We start from the raw sequence: 23,735 nt of genomic DNA on the forward strand, positions 1-23,735 counted from the left end.
CCCACAGGTGAGCCGCCCAGGTCCGTTTGGTGGCCGGGAGGCCCGAGACCGGCCCGTTGGCCCGAGCGGAATCAGGGTTTCACCCCGTGCGGCGGCACGCCGCGCGTGGCACGTTGGATACAGCACCATAGTGAGGAAACGGCGGCGATCATGCGAGCTCACCTCGGCGATCAACTTGTGGTCGAAAGCCCAGCCACCGGCGCTACCAGGCGCGACGGTGAAATTGTCGGACTCCACCACGAGGACGGAACCCCTCCATATGACGTGCGCTGGTCGGATACGGACGCGGTGACTCTCGTTTTCCCCGGGCCCGACGCGCATGTCCATCACGTTGAACACGGACCCGAGAGAAACCACGAGCTTTGCCCACCGGGCACGGATGAGGCGGGTGCCGAGTCCGCCAGGGCCCCGCTTGGCAGGGTCCCCAACCCTGGCGACATCGGTCGGCGCGTGGCCTTCGAACGCAAGCGCCAGGGGCTCACCCGCGCAGAAGCAGCCCGCCTCGCCGGGATGGCGCCGGCCTACCTGGCGTATCTCGAAGAACGGCCGGCCGACCCGACCGTGGCGAGTCTCATCACGCTGGCCGGCGCACTGGGCACCAGCGTCGAGGCCCTGCGCGGAGGCGGTATCGACCTGCCGCCAGGCCAAGGTCGCGCGCTCGTACATCCCCGGCTGCGCGACCTCGACCCCGACGAATGCCGGGCCCTTCTCGACACGCATGGCGTGGGGCGCGTCGCGGTGTCGACACCCGATGGCCCAGCCGTCATCCCGGTGAACTACGACGTCATCGATGACGCGATCGTTTTCCGGACCGCGCCTGCCTCGGTGCCCGCAGCTGCTGTGGGAACGGATGTCGCATTCGAGATCGACCATGTGGATGAAGCCATGAGCCAGGGCTGGAGCGTTCTCGTAGTCGGCCCTGCGCGGGTTGTTACGGAGCCCGAAGCGGTGCGACGGCTGGCCGTTCGCGCCCGTTCCAAGCCTTGGGCGGGGGGCCAACGCGAGATGTGGGTGTCGATCCGGCCCACGCGCCTCACGGGCCGTCGCATCAGTCCTGCCGATCAATGAGGGCCTTGGACTGCGGCTCGCCCCGCGCGCATTCCAGGACCATAAAGATCTGACCGTCACCGCAAGACAAGTCCGGAGATGGTCATGGCGGCTCCTTCCTTGTGGCGGTCCGGCGTCCTTGATGCGATTGGTCGGCAAGGGCATCCGCAGGGATCATTCCCGCCTCGTGGAAGGCGGGGAGGCGCGCAGGGTCGTCAGGCGCCGCTGATACTCCTCCTCGTCGATCTCTCCACGGGCGAACCGCTCGGCAAGCAGCTGCTCGGGCGAGGACCCGGCCTGGATGTGGGTGTGGGGGTGTTCGGGGGTGCGGCCCAGGGCCCGGAAGATGAGCACGCCGATGCCGACGATCACCACCCAAAACAGGACCATGCTCACTGACATTGCGAACCAGCCCCAGCCGCCGTCATGGCCGTACCAGAACATCGTGTTTCACTTCCCGGTTGTTTTCGGGGGCCGCAGGCGCGGAGCCCACTGTCCTGCGACGTTCTCTGTCGCCATCACTGCCACGGTCCCTCGGCCCTGACCGCCGGTGTAGGGCCGGATGGTCCCCGGTTGCTGGACGGTCACCCCTTCCCAGGTAGCAGGTGCATTGGCGAGGCTGGAGGGAAGCGGTCACTCAGGGAGGACGCTGCCACGGGTGCCGCCGATGTCTCTGTGCCGCCGCGCTGAACGGTGCGCTGGGCTGGTTCTTCTTCGGACCCCGCCGGGCCCGGACCACCCGCACCGAAAGGCAGGGGGCAGCGGGCTCCTGCTGAGCGGGAGGTGCCCTGGAGGCGGCATCAAAGACCCTGGTCCCCCACCGACGTCAAGGCACGTTGGGCCACAGGGCCGCCGCCGAGCACGCCGCGGCCGCCCGCCCCTGCACAACCTCGGCCGTGGCGCTTCCGCCCGGTGTCCGACGCGTTCAGGATGCACCGTACGCGGCCCCGATGCGTGCTGTGCGGCATTCTTCTGCGGTCTGCGCAGTTCGCGGACGCGGCTGACCTCCACCGAGTTGCAGGTACGGCTGTTGCATACGGCCGCAACAAGCTACGTCGACGCGGCCACCCACGCTGGGCCAGTGACCTGGCGCGCCGATTCACATACCTCTCTCGTTCGGCATTCAGGTCCGCTCGACGGTGAGATTGAGGAAGTGGGCCGAGCACGAGATGCACGGATCATGATTGCGGACCGCCCGTTCGCACAGGGCGGTCAGCTCCGCGTCGGTGGCAGCGCCGTCTCCCAGTCGTTCCTGCACGATTCGGCGGAGGTCCTCCTCGATCGCACCCAGGTTCTGTGCGGTCGGCGGGACAAGGCTGGCGTCGGTTACGGTCCCTTCGGAGTCAAGGGTGTATCGGTGGTACAAGAGACCGCGCGGCGCCTCAGTCGCTCCATGCCCGGTACCGGCTCGTGAGGGCACGTGGACGTAGGGGCGCGGTGGAGGTTCGTAGGCTCCGATGATCCGCAGTGCCTCGTCGACCGCGTAGAGCACCTCAACCGCTCGGACGATGATGCTCCGGAAGGGGTTCCGACAGACGGTGCCCTGCCGGGGGTCGCCGAGTCCGGCGTCGTGGGCGGCCTCGAGGGCGATCGGGGACAGCCAGCGGCCGCTGATGGCGTACCGGGCGAGTGAACCGGTGAGATGGCGGCGGCCGTCCAGCATGGAGTGGAGGGCGGTGGAGTGGGGTACCTGGCTCTCGGTGACGCGGGCGCCGAAATCGTGGACCCCAAAGGTACGGGTGGGCAGCGCGCGGTCGGATTCGGGGTGAAGGCCAGCGATGGGCGGCGCGGGCATGACGGTCGGGGTGCCGGACTCGATGGCGTAGGTGCCGGGCTCGGACAGAGCGAACAGGTCGTTGTCGCAACCACCGTCAGGGAACTCGAAGCCGGCCACCCAACGGACGGTTTGGGCCGCGTCGTCCCGGGCCCGGCGCAACCGAGCGGCCAGCGGGCGGAGTTCGGTTGTGGTCGGGATGCGGTGGAAGCCACCGAGGCGGACATTGACCGGGTGGATCGCCCGACCCCCCAGCAGTTCTAGGATCGCGTTGCCGGCCTGCTTGAGCCGAAGGCCGCGTTCAATGTCGGCGCGCCGGGTGCGCGCGAGGTCGATGGCGCTGTCGCAGCCGAAGAAGTCGGGCGCGTGGAGAAGGTAGATGTGCAGCGTCTGGCTCGCGATCCATTCACCGCAGTAGAGCAGTCGGCGCAGCGCCGCCAACTGCCCGTCCACGACGACGCCGCAGGCGTCCTCGATCGCTCGGCAGGCGCTCATCTGGTACGCGACCGGGCAGATCCCGCACACCCGGGAGGTGATGTCGGGCGGCTCGGCGTAGGAGCGTCCGCGCAGGAACGCCTCGAAGAACCGTGGCGGTTCGTAGATCGCCAGCCGGGCCTCTGCGACCTCGCCGCCGTCCATGCGCAGATGCAGTGCGCCCTCACCCTCGACGCGGGCGAGCGATCCGACTTTCAACACCCTTGAGCCGCGGTGGGTCACTCCTCCAGTTCCTTCCGGGATGCCGCGTCGAACTCAGGGGCGGCGGTATTGAAGGTTCGCAGCACCCGCACCACGTCGAGAGTGTCCATGCCATCGCGGCGCAGGAGGGGAATGAACGAGGGGAAGTTGGTCGAGTTGGACGGGCCGAAGCAGCCGTAACAGCCGCGCCCGTACGCGGGACAGATCGCACCGCATCCGGCGTGGGTGACCGGACCCAGGCAGGGTGTGCCGTGGGCCACCGTCACGCAGACCGTGCCGCGCTGCTTGCACTCGAAGCAGACGCTGTGCGCGGGTACGTAGGGCTTGCGTTCGGCCAGGTAGGCCGTGATGACTTCCACCAGTTGGCCTCGGTCGATGGGGCAGCCGCGCAGTTCGAAGTCCACCGGGACATGGGCGCTGATGGGTGTGGAGGTGGCGAGCGTCTCGATGTAGTCCGGTCTGGCGTAGACGGCAGCCTGGAAGTCTGCGACGTCCGCGTAGTTGCGCAGCGCCTGGACGCCACCTGCGGTCGCGCACGCCCCGATGGTCACCAACCGCTTGGAGACGGTCCGGATGTGCTGTGCCCGGTCGACGTCCTGCTGGGTGGTCACCGATCCCTCGATCAGCGACAGGTCGTACGGGCCCGGCGCGTCGGCGCTGGAAGCTTCCAGGAAGTGTGAGATCTCCACCCTTTCGGCGATGCCGAGGAGCTCATCCTCGCAGTCCAGCAAAGTGAGTTGGCATCCGTCGCAGGAGGCGAACTTCCAGACGGCGAGTTTCGGCCGATCGCTCGCGGTCATGTCACAACTCCCTGACCATGAGCAGGTGTTGGGCCTTGCTCCAGCTGACGACGGGGCCGTCGCGGCAGAGCAGGATGGGGCCGAGCTGGCAGTGTCCGCAGTGACCAGTGGCACAGTGCACATTGCGTTCCAGCGAGACCCGAATCAGCTCCGGATCGACGCCGCGGTGCACCAGTTCACCGGCGGTGGCGCGCATCATCGGCTCGGGGCCGCAGATGAACGCCGCCGACGCCCCGGGACCGAAGGCAGCCCGGTCGAGCAGGGTCGTGACGACGCCGACCTCCCCCTGCCACAGCGGGTCCGCGCGGTCCACGGTGGTCAAGACCCGGGCAGCCGACCGCCAGCCGCGAACGTCCTCGGCGTAGAGCAGCTCGTGGGGCGTGCGCGCTCCGATGAGAACGTTCAGCCGTCCGTAGCGCTCGGGGGTGGCGAGCGCGTCGCGGACGAGCGGGCGCAGCGGCGCCAGACCGATACCTCCGGCCACGACGAGCAGGTCGTTCCCAACTGCGGCGGGTAGTTCCCAGCCGGTGCCGAACGGACCGCGCACTCCGACCGTGTCGCCACGCCGCAGCCTGTGCAGCGCTCCGGATACCGCTCCGACCGTACGGACGGTGTGCGTCAGCCGGTGCCCGTCGATCCCGGAGACCGACAACGGGATGTCGCCGACGCCGAAGGCGTACACCATCGCGAACTGCCCAGGGGCGAATGGCTGCAGGGCCCAGCGGACCGGTTCCAGGACGATTGTGGCGGTGTCGGGTGTCTCGGCCTCGCGTTCCACCACCCGGTACGGAATAGGGACGGTTCCCGACCGAGCAGTCAATGTTGCGGAAGCCGTCATCACGACTCACCGGCGTCGGGGGGCCCGTACAGGTCGAGCAGGCGGATTCGGGTGGACTTCAGCCGCCGTGCGATCACCTGCGCAACGCAGTTGGTCAACGCCAGGCCGAACCACGGATCCTTCTCGCACGCGGCTCGGACCCGCTCCGCGTCGAACTCTGACGCCGACACGGCGCTGCGGGCCAGCGCGCCCAGGTGCCAGCGGTACGGCTCGAACAGCCAGGACCAGCCCAGCAGATCGCCTTCGCCAAGGGTCTCCAGGACTGCCTCGCGCCGGGCCGGAACGTGAACGTCGAGCGCAACGAGCCCGGAACGGATGATCCAGAACCGGTCGGCGACACCGCCCTCGTCGAAAATGCGGGTGCCACCAGGGAAGGAGACGTCGTGGGCGAACGAGACCAGCCGCTCGCGGTGGCCGGGCGACAGGGCCCCGAGAAACCCGTGGCGAACAACGGTCATTTCGGGCTCTCCCTCGGCTCCTGCCCGGCGGCGTCCCGTTCCAGGTTCAGCGCATTGGCCTCCTCGGTGATGTCGATACCGACCGGGCACCACACGATGCAGCGCCCGCAGCCGACGCACCCGGAGCTGTCGAACTGGTCGTACCAGGTGCCGAGTTTGTGGGTGGCCCACTGCCGGTAGCGACTGCGCGAGGAGTTACGGACCGGACCCGCCTGCAGGTGGGAGAAATCCAGGTCGAAGCAGGACTCCCAGCGCCGCCATCGCTCGGCGTGTTCACCGGTGAGGTCCGTGACGTCCTCGGTGGTGGTGCAGAAGCAGGTCGGGCAGACCATGGTGCAGTTTCCACAGGTCAAACAGCGGGCCGCGACGTCGTCCCAGCGCTCGGCCGTGAGCGTCTCGCGCATCAGCATCTGCAGGTCCACCAACGGCATGCTGCGGCCCATGCGATCCGCCGCGTCGGCGACACGCTCACTCGCCGCGGTCCGAGTCGCGGCGTCGGCGGGACCGTGGGGCACCTCGGCCAGGACCGACTCTCCCTCCTCGCTCCCGATCCGCACCAGGAAGCGGTGGCCGTCGGAATCGAGCACCTCGGTCAGCGCCAGGTCGTAGCCGGGCCCCACGGCCGGCCCGGTGCCCATGGACACGCAGAAGCAGGTGGCACCCGGCTCGGTACACTCCGCCGCCACCAAGAAGGCCCGCTCACGACGCCCACGGTACGCCGGGTCGTTGTACTTCCCGCCGGTCAGCACCCGGTCCTGAATCGCGATGGCCCGCAGGTCGCAGGGGCGCACACCGAGGAACGCGTACGACGACGGTGATGTCCGGTCCTCGGTCACCATCAGCTCGCCGTCGGCACCGCGATCGGCAGACCACTGCCGCTCCCGCGGCGGATGCAGAAACGTCTTCCAGGACTGAGGACCCGCGCTGTGCGCGAACACGGCGCCGTCCTCGCGGGCACGCAGCCGGTAGACGCCTGCCTCCAACTCGACTCCCCAGCCGTAGGGGAGTTCCGCACCGCCGGAGATCTCGGACAGGACGATCGCCCCGTCGCGGACGGTCGGTCCTACGACCGTACGGCCACGCCCGGCCAGGACCGTGATCAGCGCGTCCAGGCCGTCCTTGCCGATCACCGCCGCCGTCCCGCCGCCGTCCGCCATCGCCAACCTTCCGCCGCCGCCGATGATGCCTTCCAGCCAGTATGCGCACGGAGCTGCTGCCCGGCATGGGCCGACCGGCCCATGCGTGGTCCAGGTGGCTGTGTCCGTCACCCCGTACGGCCCCCGCGCGAACCCGGTACAACTGGCGAGCCTGTCCGACGGGAAGGGGCAAGCGCGTGAACCTCTCTACGCGGATCGCCGTCATCGGCATCGGGAACGACTTCCGCCACGACGACGGTGTGGGATGGGCCGTCGTGGCCCGCCTGGCGGAACGAGCCGCGGAACGGCCACTGCCGGGTGCGACCACCCTTCTGGCGTGCGACGGCGACCCCGCCCGCCTGATCACCCTGTGGGAAGACGTCGGCCTCGCCATCGTGGTGGACGCCGCACACGCACACCCCGGCCACCCCGGTCGGCTGCACCGCCTGGAACTGGATGGTGGGCAGCTGACGCAGACAGACAGTGCGACGAGTTCCCACGGGCTCGGGCTCGGCGACGCCGTCGAACTCGCCCGCGAACTGGATCGCCTGCCCGGACAACTGGTCGTCTACGCCGTCGAGGGAGCCAACAGCACCCTGGGCACCGGCTTGTCAGCACCCGTCGCAGCCGTCGTGGAGCCGCTCACCGAACGGATCGCGGAAGAAATCGCGCTGCACGTGGGTTCTGTCCGCAGCCGATAGGCGCGAACTGGCTGCTTCCGACGTGTATGTTCCCTTGCGGCACCGCCCTCTTCTACGTCAGAGCGCTTTTCCCCCCGGCGCACCTGTCTGCCGCCCGAGTCATACGCGGACGCCGTAACGGTCCGCGCCGCGAAGCCCGTTCGGCGCTGACGCTTGACTTCGAGCGTGGTCCCCTCCCTAACGTCATCCCATGGCAGACGAGAAAGGCAGGCCCGGAAAGCTGCGGCGCTCGCTGTACGAGCCGGAGCTGTACCGACTCCAGACCGAGCTCGTGAAGCTCCAGGAGTGGGTACGGGCCGAAGGCGCACGGCTCGTCGTGGTGTTCGAGGGACGAGACGCGGCCGGCAAGGGCAGCACGATCAAGCGCGTCACTGAACACCTCAATCCCCGGGTAGCACGCATCGTCGCGCTGCCGCGGCCCACCGAGCGCGAGCGCAGCCAGTGGTACTTCCAGCGGTACGCAGAGCATCTTCCAGCTGCAGGGGAAGTGGTCCTCCTCGACCGGAGCTGGTACAACCGCGCAGGCGTCGAGCGCGTCATGGGCTTCTGCACCATGGAGGAACACCAGCGGTTCCTCCGCCAGTGCCCGATCTTCGAGCGGATGCTGGTGGAGGACGGCATTCTGCTGCGCAAGTACTGGTTCTCGGTGAGCGACGCCGTGCAGGAGGAACGATTTCGACGCCGACTGCAGGATCCCACCCGTCGATGGAAGCTCTCACAGATGGACCTGGAATCGATCACTCGCTGGGAGGCCTACTCCCGCGCAAAGGACGAGATGTTCGTCCATACGGACATCTCGGAGGCTCCCTGGTATGTGGTCGAGAGCGACGACAAGCGCCGGGCCAGGCTGAACATGATCGCCCATCTTCTGTCATCCGTGCCGTACGAGACAGTCACTCCACCGGTGATCGAAATCCCTCGGCGGCCGCCGGCCACCGGATACCAACGGCCGCCGAGGGACCTACAGACCTACGTCCCCGACCACGCCTCAGAACTAGGACAGTGAGCGGGAAGGTGCCCCGCACGGTCAGGACGGTGGTGGACCAGGCATGTACGACTCGGCCGAGCTTGAGACCGAAGTGGACGGACGTGATCCGCCTGGGCCGCACCCATGACGTGCCCTTCACTACAGCAGCAGCGGCAGGAGGCTCGCTGGGCGCCGCCTGGCACTGGGCTGGCCCACGGGGCGTCGGAGGCTGATAGTGGAGAGGGAGGAAACAGGCAGCCGGGCGCGTGAACCGTACAGGGCGGGAAGGTGCCGTCGATGTCGAATGCCACGAGCACCGACCTCTACGAGGTCACGATGGCCCAGTCGTATCTGAGCGAGGGCATGACCGGTTCGGCGACGTTCAGTCTGTTCGTGCGCAACCTGCCTCCGGACCGGGGCTTTCTTGTCTGTGCCGGGCTGGAATCAGTCCTCGACTTCCTCTCCGCCTATCGTGTGGACGCGGATGACGTGGATGTCTTCGCCTCTGTGATGGGACGACGGCCCGAGGATCTGGCACCGCTGCTCGGCCTGGAATTCACTGGTGAGGTCCGGGCAGTGCCCGAAGGGCGCATCGTGCTGGCCGGCGAACCCCTGCTGGAAATCACTGCGCCCCTTCCGCAGGCCCAGCTGGTTGAAACCTACGTGCTTAACCAGCTCAACCACCAGACCGCCATCGCCTCCAAATGCGCCCGGTGCGTCCTGGCCGCCGACGGACACCGGGTGGTGGACTTCTCCCTGCGGCGCACTCATGGCATTGAAGCCGGACACCGGGCCGCTCGGCTGGGTGCCATGGTCGGCTTTGCCGGAACCAGCAATGTTGCGGCGGCTCACGCCGAGGGCCTGTCCGCAGTCGGCACAATGGCCCACTCGTACATCGAGGCATTCGGTCTTGAGGAGGACGCGTTCCGGGCCTTCACCCGGTCCCATCCAGGCCCTGTGACACTCCTGGTGGACACCTACGACACCGTGACGGGCGTGGCGACGGCGGCGCGCGTGCTGCGCGATCTGAGGCTCGGGCCGGGGTGTGCCATCCGGCTGGACAGCGGTGACCTCGGAGCCCTGGCCATACAGGCTCGGACGATCCTTGATGCTGCCGGTCTACAGGAAACACGCATCGTGGCGAGCGGTGGTCTCGACGAGTTCGCCGTGGACAGTCTGGTCCGCTCCGGAGCGCCGATTGATACGTACGCCGTCGGGACCCGGATTGGCGTCTCCGCGGATGCCCCGTACCTGGATTCCGCGTACAAGTTGGTCGAGTACGACGGTCGGCCGGTAATGAAGCTTTCTTCGGCCAAGGTGACAGCGCCAGGGCGCAAGCAGGTGTTCCGAAGGCCGGGACACGCGGATCTCATAGCTCTCATCGACGAACCGGCGCCTCCGGACGGCGTCCCGCTGCTGGAGCCGGTCATGCGGGAAGGCCGACGCGTCTCGGAACGCACAGAGCTGGAAACAGCTCGGCAAAGGTTCAGGGCCGACCTCGCGACGCTGCCGCCCGGGGCTCGCAGCATATGGGCACCTGTCGCGCCGAAGGCGGAACTCTCAGGGCTCCTCAGCTCACTCGCGGCACATGTCCGAGGATATATCCAGAAGAATCTGATAACGGACGCGGGCGAAGTCATTTGATTCGATCTCGCCGCCGCGCACAAGCCGTTGTTCTCGCCAACCGATTGCAGGTCTCTCGGATCCGTCTCTCTGGCTTTTACGCCCCTCACGGCCGCGGCAGTTGTCCGTGATGAACGCCGTCGCGCCGCCGCAACAGCCCCGCCCGAGGAGCACCCCATGACTGCATCCCGGTACATCGTCAGCGACGTCATGACCCACACGGCCGTGGCCATCGGCCGCGAGGCCTCGTACAAGGAGATCGTGGAGCTGATGCACCAGTGGAAGGTCAGCGCAGTTCCGGTCCTTGAAGGCGAGGGCCGTGTCGTCGGGGTTGTCTCCGAGGCAGACCTGCTGCCGAAGGAGGAATTCCGGCAGGATGAGCCGAAGCTGCCCGACCAACTCGAGGAGGCGTCGAAAGCCGATGCGGTGCTGGCCGAGGAGCTGATGTCGAGTCCGGCAGTCACCGTCCACCCCGATGCCACGCTCGCCGAGGCCGCTCGCATCATGGCGCGCAAGCGGGTGAAGCGTCTGCCCGTCGTGAACAGCCTCGGCATGCTGGAGGGTGTCGTGAGCCGCAGCGACCTACTGAAGGTGTTCCTGCGCCCGGACGAGGAGATCGACGAGGAGATCCGCTCCGCCGTTGTCGCGGAGCTCGTTCCCCCGGTCGAGCTGGACTTCTCGGTGCTGGATGGTGTGGTCACCCTGCGAGGGTCTCTCCAGAACCGTTCTCTTGTGCCGCTTCTCGCTCGGGCCATTCGCGCGGTCGAAGGCGTCGTGGACGTGCGCATGGAGCTTGTCTGAAGCTCCCTCCAGGCGCTGCGTCCTGCAGCAGCCGGTCCGGCTCCGCCGTGCGGGTGGTCGCGACTCAGCAGGGGTATCGACTGAGTGAAGTTCCTCCGGCGGAGTGGACACTCGACCTCCACGCTGCGGGGGGCAGTGTCGTGACTGCGCTGCCGCTGAAACGTGGCCGGGCCGTACCGGTCTCCTTTATCAAGCCGACTGTCGCCACAGTCGTAGGCGATGCACCGTGAACACCACGGAGTGGAGATCCGGGCGACCTGAAACGCTGCACTTGCACGCAGACCTCGGCCCGCGACGTTCCGAGTGGCTCTTCTTCGTTGTGTCCGAAACACTGGAACGGTTTCTGGGACTACAGCCGATGGGGGGCCGTGTCCAGGAGGACTCAGATGGCCACAAGGCGTCAATTCATCAAGGCCGGCCTAGGCGGCGGAACCTGCCTCTTCCTCCCGGCCGGGACTGCCTCCACGCCGGGCTGGCCTGGGTTCGCCAGTCGCGTCCTGGACCCGACGACAATCGACAAGTACGTCACCGAGCTCGCCGTCCCGTCAGTCATGCCCTGGGCCGCGAGGGACGAGGCAGGACACGTCGATCACTACACGATCGGTGTTCGGCAGTTTCGGCAGCACATTCTGCCGGCCGGTATGCCTGCCACGACGGTGTGGGGGTACGGGTCGACCCGACATCCGGGAAGCTTCGCCTACCCGTCATGCACCGTCGAGGCGACCTTCGGCCGGGCCATACAGGTCACGTGGGTGAACCAGCTGCTCGACCGCCACGGCAACCATCTGCCGCACCTGCTGCCGGTAGACCCCACACTGCACTGGGCCAACCCTGAAGGCGGTATTTCATGGCGTGATGCCCGACCGACCTTCACTTCGACACCCGGCCCCTATACCGGGCCCGTGCCGATCGTGACCCACCTGCACGGGGGGCACAACACGCAGGAGAGCGACGGCTACCCCGAGGCGTGGTATCTACCCCGTGCATCCGACATCCCCGACGGATATGCACGGGTGGGCTCCTTCTATGAACAGTTCAAGATGATATTCGAGGACCGGTTCCATGCAGCCTGGGAGCCAGGAACCGCCGTATTCCAGTACGCCAACCAGGAGCGTGCCGCCACCTCCTGGTTCCATGACCATGCCCTGGGGATCACTCGGCTGAACGTCTACGCGGGGCTGGCGGGCTTCTACCTCCTGCGTGGCGGACCCGCCGACCTTCCGAGCGGTGTACTTCCGGGGCCGGCACCGAAATTCGGTGACCCCCCGGGAAGGCACTACTACGAGATCCCGGTCGCCATCCAGGACCGGTCGTTCTCCACTGACGGCAGCCTGTTCTACCCGACGAGCCGCGCATCCTTCGACCACTTCACCGGTCCCTACATCCCCGGCAGCGACATCTCCCCCATCTGGAACCCGGAGTTCTTCGGCAACACGATGGTGGCCAACGGCCGTACCTGGCCCACTCTCTCAGTCGAGCCGCGCCGCTACCGCCTGCGGTTTCTCAACGGCTGCAACGCACGCTTCCTGATCCTGAAGATCGTCACCGACCCGATGGCCCCTCGTCCCGCAGCTCCGGTGCTCCCCTTCTGGCAGATCGGTTCGGAGGGAGGTTTTCTGCCCGCACCTGTGCAGCGCGACCAACTGCTCACCGCCCCCGCCGAACGCGCAGACGTCATCGTCGACTTCACCTCGATGCCGGTCGGCACCAATCTGTACCTCATCAACGAAGGCCCCGACGAGCCGTTCAAGGGCGGGAAAGCGGGCACAGACTTCCAGCCGGCGGCTCCCGGGACCACCGGACAGGTCATGAAATTCACCGTGGCACGACCGCTCGCTGCACCGGACAGGACCATACCCCCCGCCCAGCTCACCCTTCCGCCGTTCGAACCACTGGGTCCAGCGAGCCACACACGGCAGGTCTCCTTGCAGGAGCAGAACTCCGCAGTCCTGCGGGGGGTGGGCCCCCGCATGGTGATGCTCGGCACCGTGGACCGGCACGGAAACCGGACCCCCATGGGATGGAGTGATCCCATCACGGAGAACCCGGCACTCGGGGCGACCGAGATCTGGGAGATACACAACTCCACCAAAGACGCCCACCCGATCCACATCCACGAGGTTCAGTTCCAGGTCGTCGACCGGCAGACCGCCGGGCACAGTACAAGACCTCCAGAGCCCGGGGAGAGCGGTTTCAAGGACACGGTGATCGCCTATCCGCACGCCATCACCCGGGTCAAAGCCACCTTCGACCGGGTGGGACAGTATGTGTGGCACTGCCACATGCTGGAACACGAGGACAACGAGATGATGCGGCCCTACCGTGTCGGCCCTCGCTGAACGCCAGAACACCTGCTTTTACGCTGCCATCGCTCTATGACGTGACGATTCATTCACCCCTCGTACCGAGTCGGCACCTACCGCCAGGTGACCGGCCGGTTGAAGATCGTGCGGCGGTTGGCGGTGGGCGAAGACTCGCACCAGTCTCATGACTTCGCCTCCGCGGCCTTCCTTTCCCGGAATGCATGTCGTGTGAACCGAGCAGCCAGGTAGCCACTCATAAGGGCGGCCGTCGCAAGAGCGGCCCCGGACCAACCGAGCGGCTCGGTCTCCAGAACCGACCGCAGCGGCGGAGCATACAGGGCCGCCAGCGCCAGCAGGGCAGATGCGAGCACGGCCAGCGGGAGGAAGGGGTTCTGCCGGGTCAGTAGACGCGTCCGCAGCCCCATGACGACGCCGAGTTGCGCGCCGAGCAGCGACAGGAACAGGACGCTCTGCCATGGAAGGTCCCAGGCACGTGCAACAACCCCCGCCGCCAGACAGACCGCGGTAACGACCGTGGCCAGCACGAGGAGACGCTGCCAAGCACCGGCGCCGAGGATGTGCTGACCGGGTGGCCGCGGTGGCCTGTGCATGGCATCCGGGGACGCCGGCTCTGCGCCCATGGCCACGCCAGTCAGACCATGGGTCAGCAAATTGATCCACAGGATCTGGCCGGCCCGGAGGGGCAGCGGGAGTCCGACAAGGGGACCGACCAGCATGACGAGGATCTCCGCGGTACCGCCGGCCAGGCCATAGATCAAGAAGCGCCGGATGTTGTCGTACACCCGCCGGCCCTCCTCGACGGCCGCGACCACGGTCGACAGATCATCGTCGGTGAGGACGAGGTCAGCCGCCTGTCGTGCGACCTCCGTTCCCCGCTTGCCCATGGCCACACCGATGTCGGCCCGGCGCAGGGCCGGGCCGTCGTTGACACCGTCGCCGGTCATAGCCGTGACCGCCCCTCGGGAACGCCAGGCATCGACGATGTCCAGTTTCTGCTGCGGGTTCGTCCGGGCGAATACCCGTGCTGTGGTGAGGTCGTCTGTGCGCCCTGATGCCAGATCAGGGCCACTGAGCACCGATTCGTCACCGCAGACTCCGTCGATGAGTCCCACACGAGCGGCCACCGCGCGTGCTGTGGCGGGGTGATCTCCCGTAATAAGGACTGGTGTGATCCCCGCTGCACGGCAGGCGGCGAGCGTAGCGGCCGCCGCTGGTTTCGGGGGATCGCTGATGGCAACGAGGCCCAGCAGCCGCAGGCCTGTCTCAGCTGTGGCAGCGTTGCTCGGTTCGTTCCGCCGCTCGTTGGACGCAACGGCGAGCACTCGGAAGCCGCGGGAAGCAAGAATCGACGCCTGCTGTCGCGCGCCCATCAGTACGTCTTTGCGGTCGGCGAGCACGGAGACGTCGAGCACCACTTCAGGCGCGCCTTTCAAGCACACCAGCAGAACCCCTGAAGGCATTCGGTGCACTGTGGTCATGCGCTTGCGGAGGCTGTCGAACGGCGCTTCCCATGTCCTCGGGTACTGCCGCCTGATTTCCGTTTGATCCGCACAACCTGCTTTGGCCGCTGCCGCCAAGAGAGCGGCTTCCATGGGGTCACCGACCGCAGTCCACCGGTTCTCATGGGCGGCATGATCCTGCGGTGGTCGCAGGGCGGCGTCATTGCACAACGACGCCGCCGTCAACAGGTCCCGTACGGGCCCCAGTTCAGCAGGAGTCGGCTGCTTTCCATCGACCTGGACGTCCCCGTACGGTTCATAGCCCACTCCAAAGAAATCCGCTGCGATCCGCGGCGTCCATACGTGCTGAACCACCATGCGGCCTTCAGTGAGGGTTCCGGTCTTGTCGGTGGCCAGCACCGTCACGGAACCGAGCGTTTCCACGGCCGGGAGCCTGCGGACGAGGGCGTGCCGGGCCGCCATACGCCGGGCACCCAGCGCCAGCGCGAGGGTCACGACGGCCGGCAGAGACTCGGGTACCGCCGCGACGGCCAGGCTGATCGCCGTCACGGCCATGGTGCCCGCCGGCAGGCCGCGTGCAAGCCCGAGGACGAAGACCACCAGGCAGAGTCCGAGAGTGACGGCAGCCAGGATGCGTCCCAGGGAGGCGAGACGGCGCTGCAGGGGCGTCGGCTCGTGTGCACCGTCGAGGAGTGCGGCGATACGACCGAGCGCACTTTCGGCGCCGGTGGCTGTGACCGTCGCGACGCCCCGTCCGCGTACCACGACAGTCCCGGCGCCCAGTGGCGCGCCGGAATCCTTGTCGACAGGCACGGACTCGCCGGTGAGCATGGATTCGTCGATGAGAAGGGCGGATGCCTCGATAAGCTTGGCGTCGGCAGCGACGATGTCGCCCTCGCCGAGCAGCAGTACGTCGCCAGGCACTACAAGTGCTGCGGCAACCTCCCGTGCTGAGCCGTCCCGCAGGACACGAGCGCTCGGTGCCGACATCGCCGACAGAGCTGCCACGGCGTGGTCGGCGCGGATCTCCTGCGCGACCCCCACCGTCGTGTTGAAGACGATCACCAGACCGATGACCACCGCATCCGCGTGGTCACCGATCACAATCGTCAGCAGTGCCGCACCGAGCAACACCATGATCAGCGGATCGCAGAGCTGCGCAATAACTCGACTGTACAAAAGTGCGCTGCGCACGGCCGCCACCTCGTTGCGGCCGTGCGCAGCCAGACGGCGCTCGGCCTCCGGCCCGGTCAGCCCGCCGGCCTCCTCTACTTGCACTCGTCCGCGTCCGGGGTGGTCGTCACGATGAAGCTTCACACGAGGGGAACTGTGATCACCGGGCAGTGTGCCCGGTGCAACAGTCCGTGGACTACGGAGCCGAGCCGCATGCCCGTGTAGCCGCCCCGGCCACGGCGGCCCACGACGACAGCCAGGGCGTGCTCGGACGCACCGGCCAGCTCCTCCACCGGATGTCCGGTCGGCACCTCATGAGTCAGGTGCACGTCCGGGTACTGCAGTGACCAGCCCGCCGTGGTCTCGGAGAGCATGCGTCGCTGGGCCTGCACCGCGGCCTTTTCGTCGTGGAGCATGAATACGGGCGGCTGCCACACCGAAACGGCTCGGAGCGATGCTCCCCGGAGGTCGGCCTCCTCGAATGCCAGCCCCAGCGCCACCTTCGATGATTCGCTGCCGTCGATTCCCACGACCAGGTAGGTCGGCTGTTGAGTGACGTGTTCCGCATCGCCCACGACCACCACGGGACAGTTGGCCCGGGCCGTGACGGGGACAACAAGGGAGCCTGCACCGAAGTACTCCGCCGCGCGGCTCAGATGCCGGGATCCAAGAACGACCATCCGGGCCCGCGCGGACAGCTCACCGATCACGGGAGCCGGAAGACCGTCGAGCAGGTCAGTGACCGGCTGCAGTTGCGGATGGCGTGCCCGGACCCAGTCGGCCCCCTCTTGGAGCGCGTCGGCACCGGCCTGGATCATGGACATTCTGCGCGGACCGTCATCGACATGCTGCGTGTCGCGTTGTGGAGGTACGGCCACGACGAGCCGAAGCTCCAGCCCGCGTCGATGGGCCTCGTCCGCCGCCCAGGCCAACGGCAGGTGCCAGTCCTTGGCCGGATCGATGCCGACGACGAGCTCGCGGCGTTCAGCTGCGCCCATCACGACTCACTCCCGTGTCCGGGACCGTGCCGTGGAATAAGCTGCACCGGACAGTACGCGTGGTGCAGGAGACTGTGCGTCGTCCGCCCGAGGGTGCGTCCGATGTAACCGGGTGAGCGCCGCCCGCCCATCACCAGCAGATCCGCGTGGTGGGACGCCTCGACCAACACTCCGGCCACGGTGAGGCTTCCCTCAGCATCCGCCTGCACGGTCAGAGCCGGGAATTCATCGCGGATGACGTCCGCCACAGCGGTCAGGTGGTGAACCTGTTCGCCCGCGATTCCTTCGACGTTGTCGAGCATGGTCACGGCTAGTCCGGCGGACTCGAGTACGTTCCACACGTGCAACAGCCGCAGCGATGCCTGGCGGAGCTCGGCTTCGCGCGCCGCGTACCGGGCGCATTCGCCGTCGTGCTCGTCACGGACCGCGGCGAGCACCACTCCGGTCTGGCCACCCGTCTCAACGCCCCTGACCACGATCACGGGCGTCGTGGCACCGGCAGCAACCTTCAGACCGACGGATCCGAGCATGAGGGATTCGAAACCGCCGAGACCCCGGTTCCCCACCACGACAGTTCCGCGAAGGCCAGCGGTTCGGTGCAGGCTGGGGACGGCGGAACTGCGGCTGAGTTCTGTGGTGATGTGCACGCCGGGATACTGGTCCCTGATCGCCGCAGCAGTGTCCTGCAGCAGCTCGTGCCCCGCGTTGCGTACGTGCTCGATGCTCTCCACTGAAAGGTAGAGTGCCCGGCGGTCCGTGTCGGCCGCGTGGACGATGTGCAGTGGACTGTCACGGCGTGCAGCCTCGGCCGCCGCCCACAACGCTGCCCGGCGGGCCGGCTTGGAGCCATCAACGCCGACGATGACGGCACCCAGATTCAGGCTGCCAGTGGTGCCTTCCATGGTTCCTCCTCACCGAGAGCCAGCAAAAGGGGGCAGCTCTTACGCTGGCACCGCGAGGCCCGCGTGTAGAGGGCCGCTCAGGCCCGCCCGGGGCCCCAATGGTCCCTCTCGAGGGAATCTTGCCCTGCCCGAACACCCGAGCCGGGTCCGACCGGTCCCGGCTGAGACCCATTCGGCCCTCCTCGCTTCGGTACGGCCCGCCGGATCGTGGTTTCTGGACGACCTCCGGCATTACGTCCGTGCGGGTCGGCGAGACGGCAGGAGGTGCCTCCATGAAGCACATCAAAGTGGGAGACCTGATGACCGACGAGGTCGTCTCGGTCCTCTCAGTCACCTCCTTCAAGGAGGTCGCGAAGCTGCTTGCACAGCACAACATCAGCGGACTGCCCGTGCTCGACGAAGAGGACCGCGTTGTCGGCGTTGTCTCCGAGAGCGACCTGCTGAGCCGACAGGCGGCGGAGCGCCCGATGAGGGGAGGCGCTCCGGACGCCGCCCCTTGGACCACGGCCTCGTCCTTCGGCGCAGAAGTTACCGCTGCTGAGGTGATGTCCACGCCGGCAGTGACTGTCCGCGCGGAGGAGACCGCTCCGGACGCCGCCCGGCTGATGGCACGCCGCGGCGTGGAGAGACTCCCGGTCGTCGACGACGAGGACCGGCTCGTCGGTATCGTCACGCGGCGCGACCTGCTCCGCCTGTTTCTGCGACCCGACGCGGAGATACGACGACGCATCATCGAGGACGTGGTTGTGAGCACCATGGGGCTCGGAGCCGACGCGGTCGCCGTCCATGTGATAGACGGCGTTGTCACTCTGGAAGGCCGATTGGAGAGCCGGAGCCAGATTGCGATCTTGACACGCCTTGCCGAACAGCTCGATGGGGTTGTCGCGGTCATAGGCCATGTAACTGAGCACGTCGATGACCGCATATCCGCTCCCCCTCGGTCTGCCGCACATGGCCTGTCCGGAGAGCCGTGAGGGCCAGGTACGGCGAGATGCGCGCCAGGCCCTCAGGGTCAATTCCCGTCACTCGCACGGCAGCTGACAAGCACTCAGGCGGAGTCGCCGTGGACGGGACCGCGTGGGGGCGAGGGTCAGGTCGGTGACGATGCGACTGGCCGGGACAACCTCCGGGGCGGGCGGGTCCGCCCAGGGCGCCCGAGGCACCGTCGGGCCGTCAGGCCCCGTCGTCGAGGAGGCTGCGGATCAGGGCGATGGCGCGGTCGATCGCCGGCTGTTCCCCGATGACGACCGGCGTCCATTCCAGCGCCGTACCGAGCTGGACCACGATGCTCCCGTGCGGAAAGACCACGCGCCTCAGTGCCGAGTTCGCGCCGCAGCAAGGGCAGGGGCTCCAGCGGATCCGGGCTCAATAGCGGACCCTGGCCGGTGGTTGGGCGTGTGGTGCCGGCCTCGGTCACCTTCGGCTCCCGGCCCCAGCCGGTCGGCCCGGCGTGGGTGCAACGTGCCGGTGGCCGCACTGTCGATCAGCGGCGCGTCGCAACCCGTTCGCACGACAGTCGAACAACCGCCGCAGCGGACGCAGAGTCACGGCTCGGGATTGCATGGGTTCGGGTCCGGTCGAGTTGACATCGGACATCTGGCGCCTCCGCGCTGCCTCCCTGCGACTACGCTCAGGGGGAAGTGGCGTGCGGCGTTCATGCGGTCGACCCAGGTCTCCATGCTCCGTGCCCCGAAGAACGAGTGACTTCACGACGTCGCCCCTCTTCCTGCCTCTTCTCTGGCGAGTCTCGCCCCAGGTTGACCCGGCGCAAGCCTGTCGCGCATGGGCCGGTCGGTCCCTGCCTGGGCCTGTCGGGCCCATCCCGCCCCGGCGCCGGGAGTGTGATGGTGAAGACGGTGACCACCCACCAAAGGAGGGGCTGGCCATGTTTGGCACAGACTTGGGCCCGGCCACACCCTCGTCGAGACCCGCGCTGCTGCGCTTCCTCGGCGGCGTCCGGACCGTCACCGGCAGTAAGTTCCTCATCGAGAGCGACCATGCCCGGGTCCTCCTCGAATGCGGTCTCTTCCAGGGATTTGCAGACCTGCGCCGCCGCAATTGGGCGAAGCTGCCGTGCGACGCCTCCGACATCCACGCCGTGGTGATCGCCCATGCCCACCTGGACCACTGCGGCTACTTGCCGCGACTGGTCAGGCACGGCTTCCGGGGACCGATCCTGGCCAGTACCCACACCGCCCGGCTCGCGGAGATCGTGCTCCGTGACAGCGCGCACCTCCAGATGGAGGCAGCTCAGCACGCCAACGCACACGGTTGGTCCAAGCACCAGCCCGCCAAACCGCTCTATGACGAGACCGACGTCGATACCACCGTGAAGTTTTTCGACCCCGTCCCGGTCGGCAGCGAAATCGAGATCATGGACGGCACCCGGCTCACGCTGCACCACGGTGGACACATCCTCGGCTCGGCCTGGGCCCGCCTTACCCTCGAAGACGGCCGCACTCTGGTCACCAGCGGAGATCTCGGGCGGCCGGACCACCCGCTGCTGCTGCCGCCGGAGCCGTTCAGCGGCGCCGACGTACTACTGATGGAGTCGACGTACGGCGATCGTCACCATGAACCCGAGAGAGCCCAGGCCGAATTCGCAGCCGTACTCACGCGTACTCTTGCGCGCGGCGGAACCGTCGTCATCCCGGCCTTCGCGATCGACCGCACCGAGGTTGTCCTCCATGAGCTCGCCGCGCTGCGCCACAATGGGATCCTGCCACGGTCCGTTCCCGTCCATGTGGACAGCCCCATGGCTCTGGCAGCGCTCGACGTCTACCGCGAAGCACTGCGTGCACACTCCCCCGAGATCAGACCCGAGATCCTCGCCCATGCCGAGACGGCGATCAGTCCTGACCCGTTCCTGCCCGCGCGAACCGTCCAGGAGTCCATCGACATCAACAGCGCACCCGGTCCCGCCGTCATTGTCTCCTCAGCCGGCATGGCCACCGGCGGCCGCGTCCTACACCACCTCCACCGGCTCCTGCCCAATGCGCGCAACGCCGTCGTCATCGTCGGTTTCGCAGCCGCCGGCACCAGGGCCCGCGACCTGGTCGACGGTGCCCACACACTAAAAATGTTCGGCGATTACGTCCCCGTACGCGCAGAGGTGGCCGACCTACCGCACTTTTCGGCACACGCCGATACCGACCAGATCATGGACTGGCTGCGCGGCTCCCCCGCACCACGTACGACCTATCTGGTCCACGGCGAGGAGCCGTCGTCAGAAGCCCTGCGGGACCGCATCGACCGTGAACTGGGCTGGACAGCGGTGGTACCCAAGCCCGGGGAAGCTGTCCTGGTCCGCTGACCGGTATCGAACGGCTTGCGCAATCTGACGCCGCGGGACTCTCCCGCACTCCGTCACCGCCAGTGCAAGGCTGCGAGGGAGGGGTTGGAGGCGAACCATGAAGGCTATGAAGGCTTCGCTCGGCGACATGTCGTCCGATGTGACTCGACACCACAGCCGTAGTGGCCTCTGCGGGGAATTCTCCCGAGTGGCCGATCACCGCGGCCACGGCCCACGAGCCGCCTGTCGCCCCGGCCGCGCCCGCGCTGTTCGGCACCTGTGCGCCCCCCACGGCAGCAGTCGGCCGCTCGCCCACACTCACCGAGGGATTTGCCATGACCTCTGGCCGGTACACCGTCAACGACGTCATGACGAAGACTGTCGTCACCATCACCCTTGACGCGGAATTCAAAGAGATTGCCGCCGCCATGGAGCAGTGGAAAGTCACGGCCGTACCCGTCATCGAAGGCGAGGGCCGAGTCGTCGGCGTCGTCTCCGAAGCCGACCTGCTCCCGAAGGAGGAGTTCCACGACCACGCGCCCGGAATGATCGAGCAAATGCACCACCTGGGCGACATCGCCAAGGCCGGCTCGGTCCGGGCCAAGGATCTGATGACGAGCCCCGCCGTTACGGTCAAGCCTGACGCGCCCCTCCCGCAGGCCGCCCGGCTGATGGTCGACCGGCATGTCAAGCGCCTACCGGTCGTTGACGCCGATGGCAGTCTCAAGGGCATCGTCAGCCGCGCCGATCTCCTCAAGGTTTTCCTGCGCGCCGACGACGAGCTCGCGGCCGAAATTCGTCGTGAGGTCGTCAACCGGCTATTCCCCGTCTCGGACCAAGTGAAGGTCAGTGTCACCCGGGGTGTGGTCACGCTCACCGGTCGTGTCCGCGACGCCACCCTCATTCCCGTCGCCGCCCGCCTCGCTCAGTCCGTGGAAGGCGTAGTCAGCGTGGACTGCCGACTCGAAGGCCTGACATCTGCATGAGCTGGCGATTTCCTTGCACTCGCAGGCACCGAGCCGAAGGGTCCCGGCCCCATCTCGTCGACCCCGGTGAGGCACCGTCCTGCGACAAACATGAGCAAGCGTCTGGACAGTCGCTGTCCCGTATGTCCGGCAACACATCCCCGTCCGTCCTCCTCGCGAGAATCGAGCACCCACCGGCCCCGCCGGGGAGTCCATCCGGCCCTGTCGAGGGACGAACGGCCCATTGGTACGGGACTCCGAACCGCTCCATGCTGAAGAGGCCATCGACTGTTCCCGTCTCTCCGGGAGACCTGCGATGCTCACCAAAACGCTCCATGACGCAACGTTGACCGACCTAGTCGCCGATGCCACCACCGCACCGTCCATGCACAACGCCCAGCCCTGGCAGTTTCGCTACGAACGCTCTAGCCGCACCCTCACGCTCCGCGCGGACCTCGACCGTGCGATGCCGGAGGCCGACCCCTCTACCCGCGGACTCCATGTCGGCTGCGGCGCGGCCCTGTTGAACCTGCGGGTATCCGCCGCCCACCTCGGCCTGGACTGCGTCACCACGCTGCTGCCCGAACCGTCGGACCCGCCCCTCCTGGCCGTCGTACGCCTGGGCATCCGCGCCGACTCCGCCCGGAAGCCGGCGGACGAAGCACTCGCGGCACTCCACCCTGCGATCCGGGACCGGCATACCAGCCGCTATCCGTTCGATGAGCGGGCCATCCCCGAGGACATTCGTGCGCGCTTCGCCGAAGCGGCCCGCATCGAGGGCGCGGACTTCGCCTTCATGACTCCGACGCATCTGGAGACCGTGCTCGAACTAATCCGGGATGCCGAGGGATACGACCGCAGGGATCCGGCGCGAGAGGCGGAACAGCGCAGCTGGACCCGGGACACAAAGACAGAGGTCCCAGCCGACGGAATTCCGGATTACGCGTTCGGGCCGCGTGACGCGTCCGAAAGGGCGACCGTCCGCGATTTCGCGGGCACCGCCGTCCTCGCAGGGCGAGTACGCGCCCTGTTCGAGAACCGGCCGCAGCTGGCTCTTCTGAGCACTGCGGGCGACCGTCCCGAGGACTGGCTGCGCGCCGGCCAGGCCCTGGAACGTGTCCTGCTCACCGCCACACTTCACCACGTGTCCAGCTCATTCGCGACACAGCCCCTCGAATGGCCAGACCTGAGATGGATCCTGCGCGACCCTGTCTTCGGCAAGGGACATGCACAAATGATCATCCGCCTGGGATACGGCCCGGCGGGGCCCCGCACACCACGCCGCCCACTTGACCAGGTACTGACCATCGAACCGTAGAAACCCGGTCGTATGCCACCGAGGCAGGCGGCCGTCCGAGCAGGGAAGGCGGGGGGAGCGATGCAGCTCCCTGTAGTCGTCGGAGTGGACGGATCAGAGGGCAGTCTGCGCGCACTGGACTGGGCAGCGACGGAAGCGGCCCGCCGACAACTCCCTCTGCGCGTCATCCACGCGTCATTGTGGGAACACTACGAAGGGCTGCGCCCCACATTCGACACCGAGTGTCCCGCCGAGCAGATCCTCGCCGATCATCTCGTCGCCTCCGCGCAGGAGCGGGCGCAACGTCTCCGGCGCTTGCTCGCGGTGCGATTCTCGACGGACTCAACTGCCCAGCGATCGAAGCGGTATCGCAGCTGGTCCGCGGCGGCGGGGTCGATGTAGCCCTTGCCCTTCACCCAACCTGGGGGCCAGTGCTGCCCAGCCTCGTCAACGGCGTCCCTGAAGACCGTGGCCGAGTCCTCG

Annotated in this window: 21 protein-coding genes; 11 read left to right on the top strand and 10 right to left on the bottom strand. The window is 67.5% G+C overall.

Translation table 11 applies throughout. The annotated features are described in order from the left end of the window. Positions 1 to 150 precede the first annotated feature (150 nt). Complete coding sequence (locus tag OG878_RS12020; RefSeq protein ID WP_328886787.1) at positions 151 to 1,068, top strand: pyridoxamine 5'-phosphate oxidase family protein; 918 nt, start codon at positions 151 to 153, stop codon at positions 1,066 to 1,068. A 153-nt stretch (positions 1,069 to 1,221) separates the two neighbouring features. Here OG878_RS12020 and OG878_RS12025 read toward each other — a convergent pair whose 3' ends face one another. The 6 genes from OG878_RS12025 to OG878_RS12050 form a co-directional block, all read right to left on the bottom strand. Continuing rightward, positions 1,222 to 1,437, bottom strand: coding sequence for an SHOCT domain-containing protein (locus tag OG878_RS12025; RefSeq protein WP_328886788.1), 216 nt, complete (start codon positions 1,435 to 1,437; stop codon positions 1,222 to 1,224). 733 nt (positions 1,438 to 2,170) lie between these two features. Beyond that, positions 2,171 to 3,538 (bottom strand): Ni/Fe hydrogenase subunit alpha, encoded by a 1,368-nt coding sequence (locus OG878_RS12030; RefSeq protein WP_328886789.1) that lies wholly within the window; start codon positions 3,536 to 3,538, stop codon positions 2,171 to 2,173. Further along, positions 3,535 to 4,317 (bottom strand): oxidoreductase, encoded by a 783-nt coding sequence (locus OG878_RS12035; RefSeq protein WP_328886790.1) that lies wholly within the window; start codon positions 4,315 to 4,317, stop codon positions 3,535 to 3,537. Before OG878_RS12035 ends, OG878_RS12030 begins: the two co-directional genes overlap by 4 nt. Position 4,318: 1 nt before the next feature. Next, a complete protein-coding gene (locus tag OG878_RS12040; RefSeq protein WP_328886791.1) occupies positions 4,319 to 5,155 on the bottom strand; it encodes an FAD/NAD(P)-binding protein in 837 nt (278 codons plus the stop codon). Further along, positions 5,155 to 5,613: a Crp/Fnr family transcriptional regulator gene (locus OG878_RS12045; RefSeq protein WP_328886792.1), complete on the bottom strand. Its 459-nt coding sequence runs from the start codon at positions 5,611 to 5,613 to the stop codon at positions 5,155 to 5,157. Before OG878_RS12045 ends, OG878_RS12040 begins: the two co-directional genes overlap by 1 nt. Further along, positions 5,610 to 6,770 carry a 4Fe-4S dicluster domain-containing protein gene (locus OG878_RS12050; RefSeq protein ID WP_328886793.1) on the bottom strand — a complete coding sequence of 387 codons (1,161 nt, stop codon included), beginning with the start codon at positions 6,768 to 6,770 and terminating at the stop codon, positions 5,610 to 5,612. Before OG878_RS12050 ends, OG878_RS12045 begins: the two co-directional genes overlap by 4 nt. Positions 6,771 to 6,946: 176 nt before the next feature. Between OG878_RS12050 and OG878_RS12055 the strand changes: the two genes are divergently transcribed. The 5 genes from OG878_RS12055 (at position 6,947) to OG878_RS12075 (ending at position 13,180) form a co-directional block, all read left to right on the top strand. Continuing rightward, positions 6,947 to 7,450: a hydrogenase maturation protease gene (locus OG878_RS12055; protein ID WP_328886794.1), complete on the top strand. Its 504-nt coding sequence runs from the start codon at positions 6,947 to 6,949 to the stop codon at positions 7,448 to 7,450. Positions 7,451 to 7,640: 190 nt separating this feature from the next. Continuing rightward, positions 7,641 to 8,456, top strand: coding sequence for a polyphosphate kinase 2 (gene ppk2, locus OG878_RS12060; protein ID WP_328886795.1), 816 nt, complete (start codon positions 7,641 to 7,643; stop codon positions 8,454 to 8,456). Positions 8,457 to 8,714: 258 nt separating this feature from the next. Next, a complete protein-coding gene (locus OG878_RS12065; RefSeq protein WP_328886796.1) occupies positions 8,715 to 10,061 on the top strand; it encodes a nicotinate phosphoribosyltransferase in 1,347 nt (448 codons plus the stop codon). Positions 10,062 to 10,217: 156 nt separating this feature from the next. After that, positions 10,218 to 10,841 (top strand): CBS domain-containing protein, encoded by a 624-nt coding sequence (locus tag OG878_RS12070; RefSeq protein WP_328886797.1) that lies wholly within the window; start codon positions 10,218 to 10,220, stop codon positions 10,839 to 10,841. A 902-nt stretch (positions 10,842 to 11,743) separates the two neighbouring features. Further along, the gene (locus tag OG878_RS12075; RefSeq protein ID WP_328886798.1) at positions 11,744 to 13,180 is read left to right on the top strand and encodes a multicopper oxidase family protein; all 1,437 of its coding nucleotides are present in this window, start codon (positions 11,744 to 11,746) and stop codon (positions 13,178 to 13,180) included. 146 nt (positions 13,181 to 13,326) lie between these two features. Here the strand turns inward: OG878_RS12075 and OG878_RS12080 are convergent, their stop codons facing one another. From OG878_RS12080 to OG878_RS12090, 3 genes are read right to left on the bottom strand one after another with little or no spacing between them, the layout of a single operon-like run. Beyond that, positions 13,327 to 15,942: a cation-translocating P-type ATPase gene (locus OG878_RS12080; protein ID WP_328886799.1), complete on the bottom strand. Its 2,616-nt coding sequence runs from the start codon at positions 15,940 to 15,942 to the stop codon at positions 13,327 to 13,329. Further along, a complete protein-coding gene (locus tag OG878_RS12085) occupies positions 15,939 to 16,799 on the bottom strand; it encodes a universal stress protein (protein ID WP_443049095.1) in 861 nt (286 codons plus the stop codon). The genes OG878_RS12080 and OG878_RS12085 overlap by 4 nt, the downstream gene beginning before the upstream one ends. Beyond that, entirely contained in the window at positions 16,796 to 17,698 is a 903-nt protein-coding gene (locus tag OG878_RS12090) for a universal stress protein (RefSeq protein WP_328886801.1), read from the bottom strand. The genes OG878_RS12085 and OG878_RS12090 overlap by 4 nt, the downstream gene beginning before the upstream one ends. A 272-nt stretch (positions 17,699 to 17,970) precedes the next feature. Between OG878_RS12090 and OG878_RS12095 the strand changes: the two genes are divergently transcribed. Then, positions 17,971 to 18,672 (top strand): CBS domain-containing protein, encoded by a 702-nt coding sequence (locus OG878_RS12095; protein ID WP_328886802.1) that lies wholly within the window; start codon positions 17,971 to 17,973, stop codon positions 18,670 to 18,672. A gap of 199 nt (positions 18,673 to 18,871) precedes the next feature. Here OG878_RS12095 and OG878_RS12100 read toward each other — a convergent pair whose 3' ends face one another. Further along, positions 18,872 to 19,006, bottom strand: a complete 135-nt coding sequence (locus tag OG878_RS12100; RefSeq protein WP_328886803.1) for a hypothetical protein — start codon at positions 19,004 to 19,006, stop codon at positions 18,872 to 18,874. 577 nt (positions 19,007 to 19,583) lie between these two features. Between OG878_RS12100 and OG878_RS12105 the strand changes: the two genes are divergently transcribed. From OG878_RS12105 to OG878_RS12120, 4 genes are all read left to right on the top strand, one after another. Further along, positions 19,584 to 21,011, top strand: a complete 1,428-nt coding sequence (locus OG878_RS12105; RefSeq protein WP_328886804.1) for an MBL fold metallo-hydrolase — start codon at positions 19,584 to 19,586, stop codon at positions 21,009 to 21,011. Positions 21,012 to 21,325: 314 nt separating this feature from the next. Then, on the top strand, positions 21,326 to 21,976 hold the full coding sequence (locus tag OG878_RS12110) for a CBS domain-containing protein (RefSeq protein ID WP_328886805.1): 651 nt from the start codon (positions 21,326 to 21,328) through the stop codon (positions 21,974 to 21,976). Between the two features lie 295 nt (positions 21,977 to 22,271). After that, positions 22,272 to 23,273, top strand: coding sequence for an Acg family FMN-binding oxidoreductase (locus OG878_RS12115; protein WP_328886806.1), 1,002 nt, complete (start codon positions 22,272 to 22,274; stop codon positions 23,271 to 23,273). Positions 23,274 to 23,333: 60 nt separating this feature from the next. Then, the gene (locus OG878_RS12120) at positions 23,334 to 23,654 is read left to right on the top strand and encodes a universal stress protein (RefSeq protein ID WP_328886807.1); all 321 of its coding nucleotides are present in this window, start codon (positions 23,334 to 23,336) and stop codon (positions 23,652 to 23,654) included. Positions 23,655 to 23,735: the final 81 nt, after the last annotated feature.

This window comes from Streptomyces sp. NBC_00316, assembly GCF_036158715.1.
In the GTDB taxonomy this organism is placed as follows: domain Bacteria; phylum Actinomycetota; class Actinomycetes; order Streptomycetales; family Streptomycetaceae; genus Streptomyces.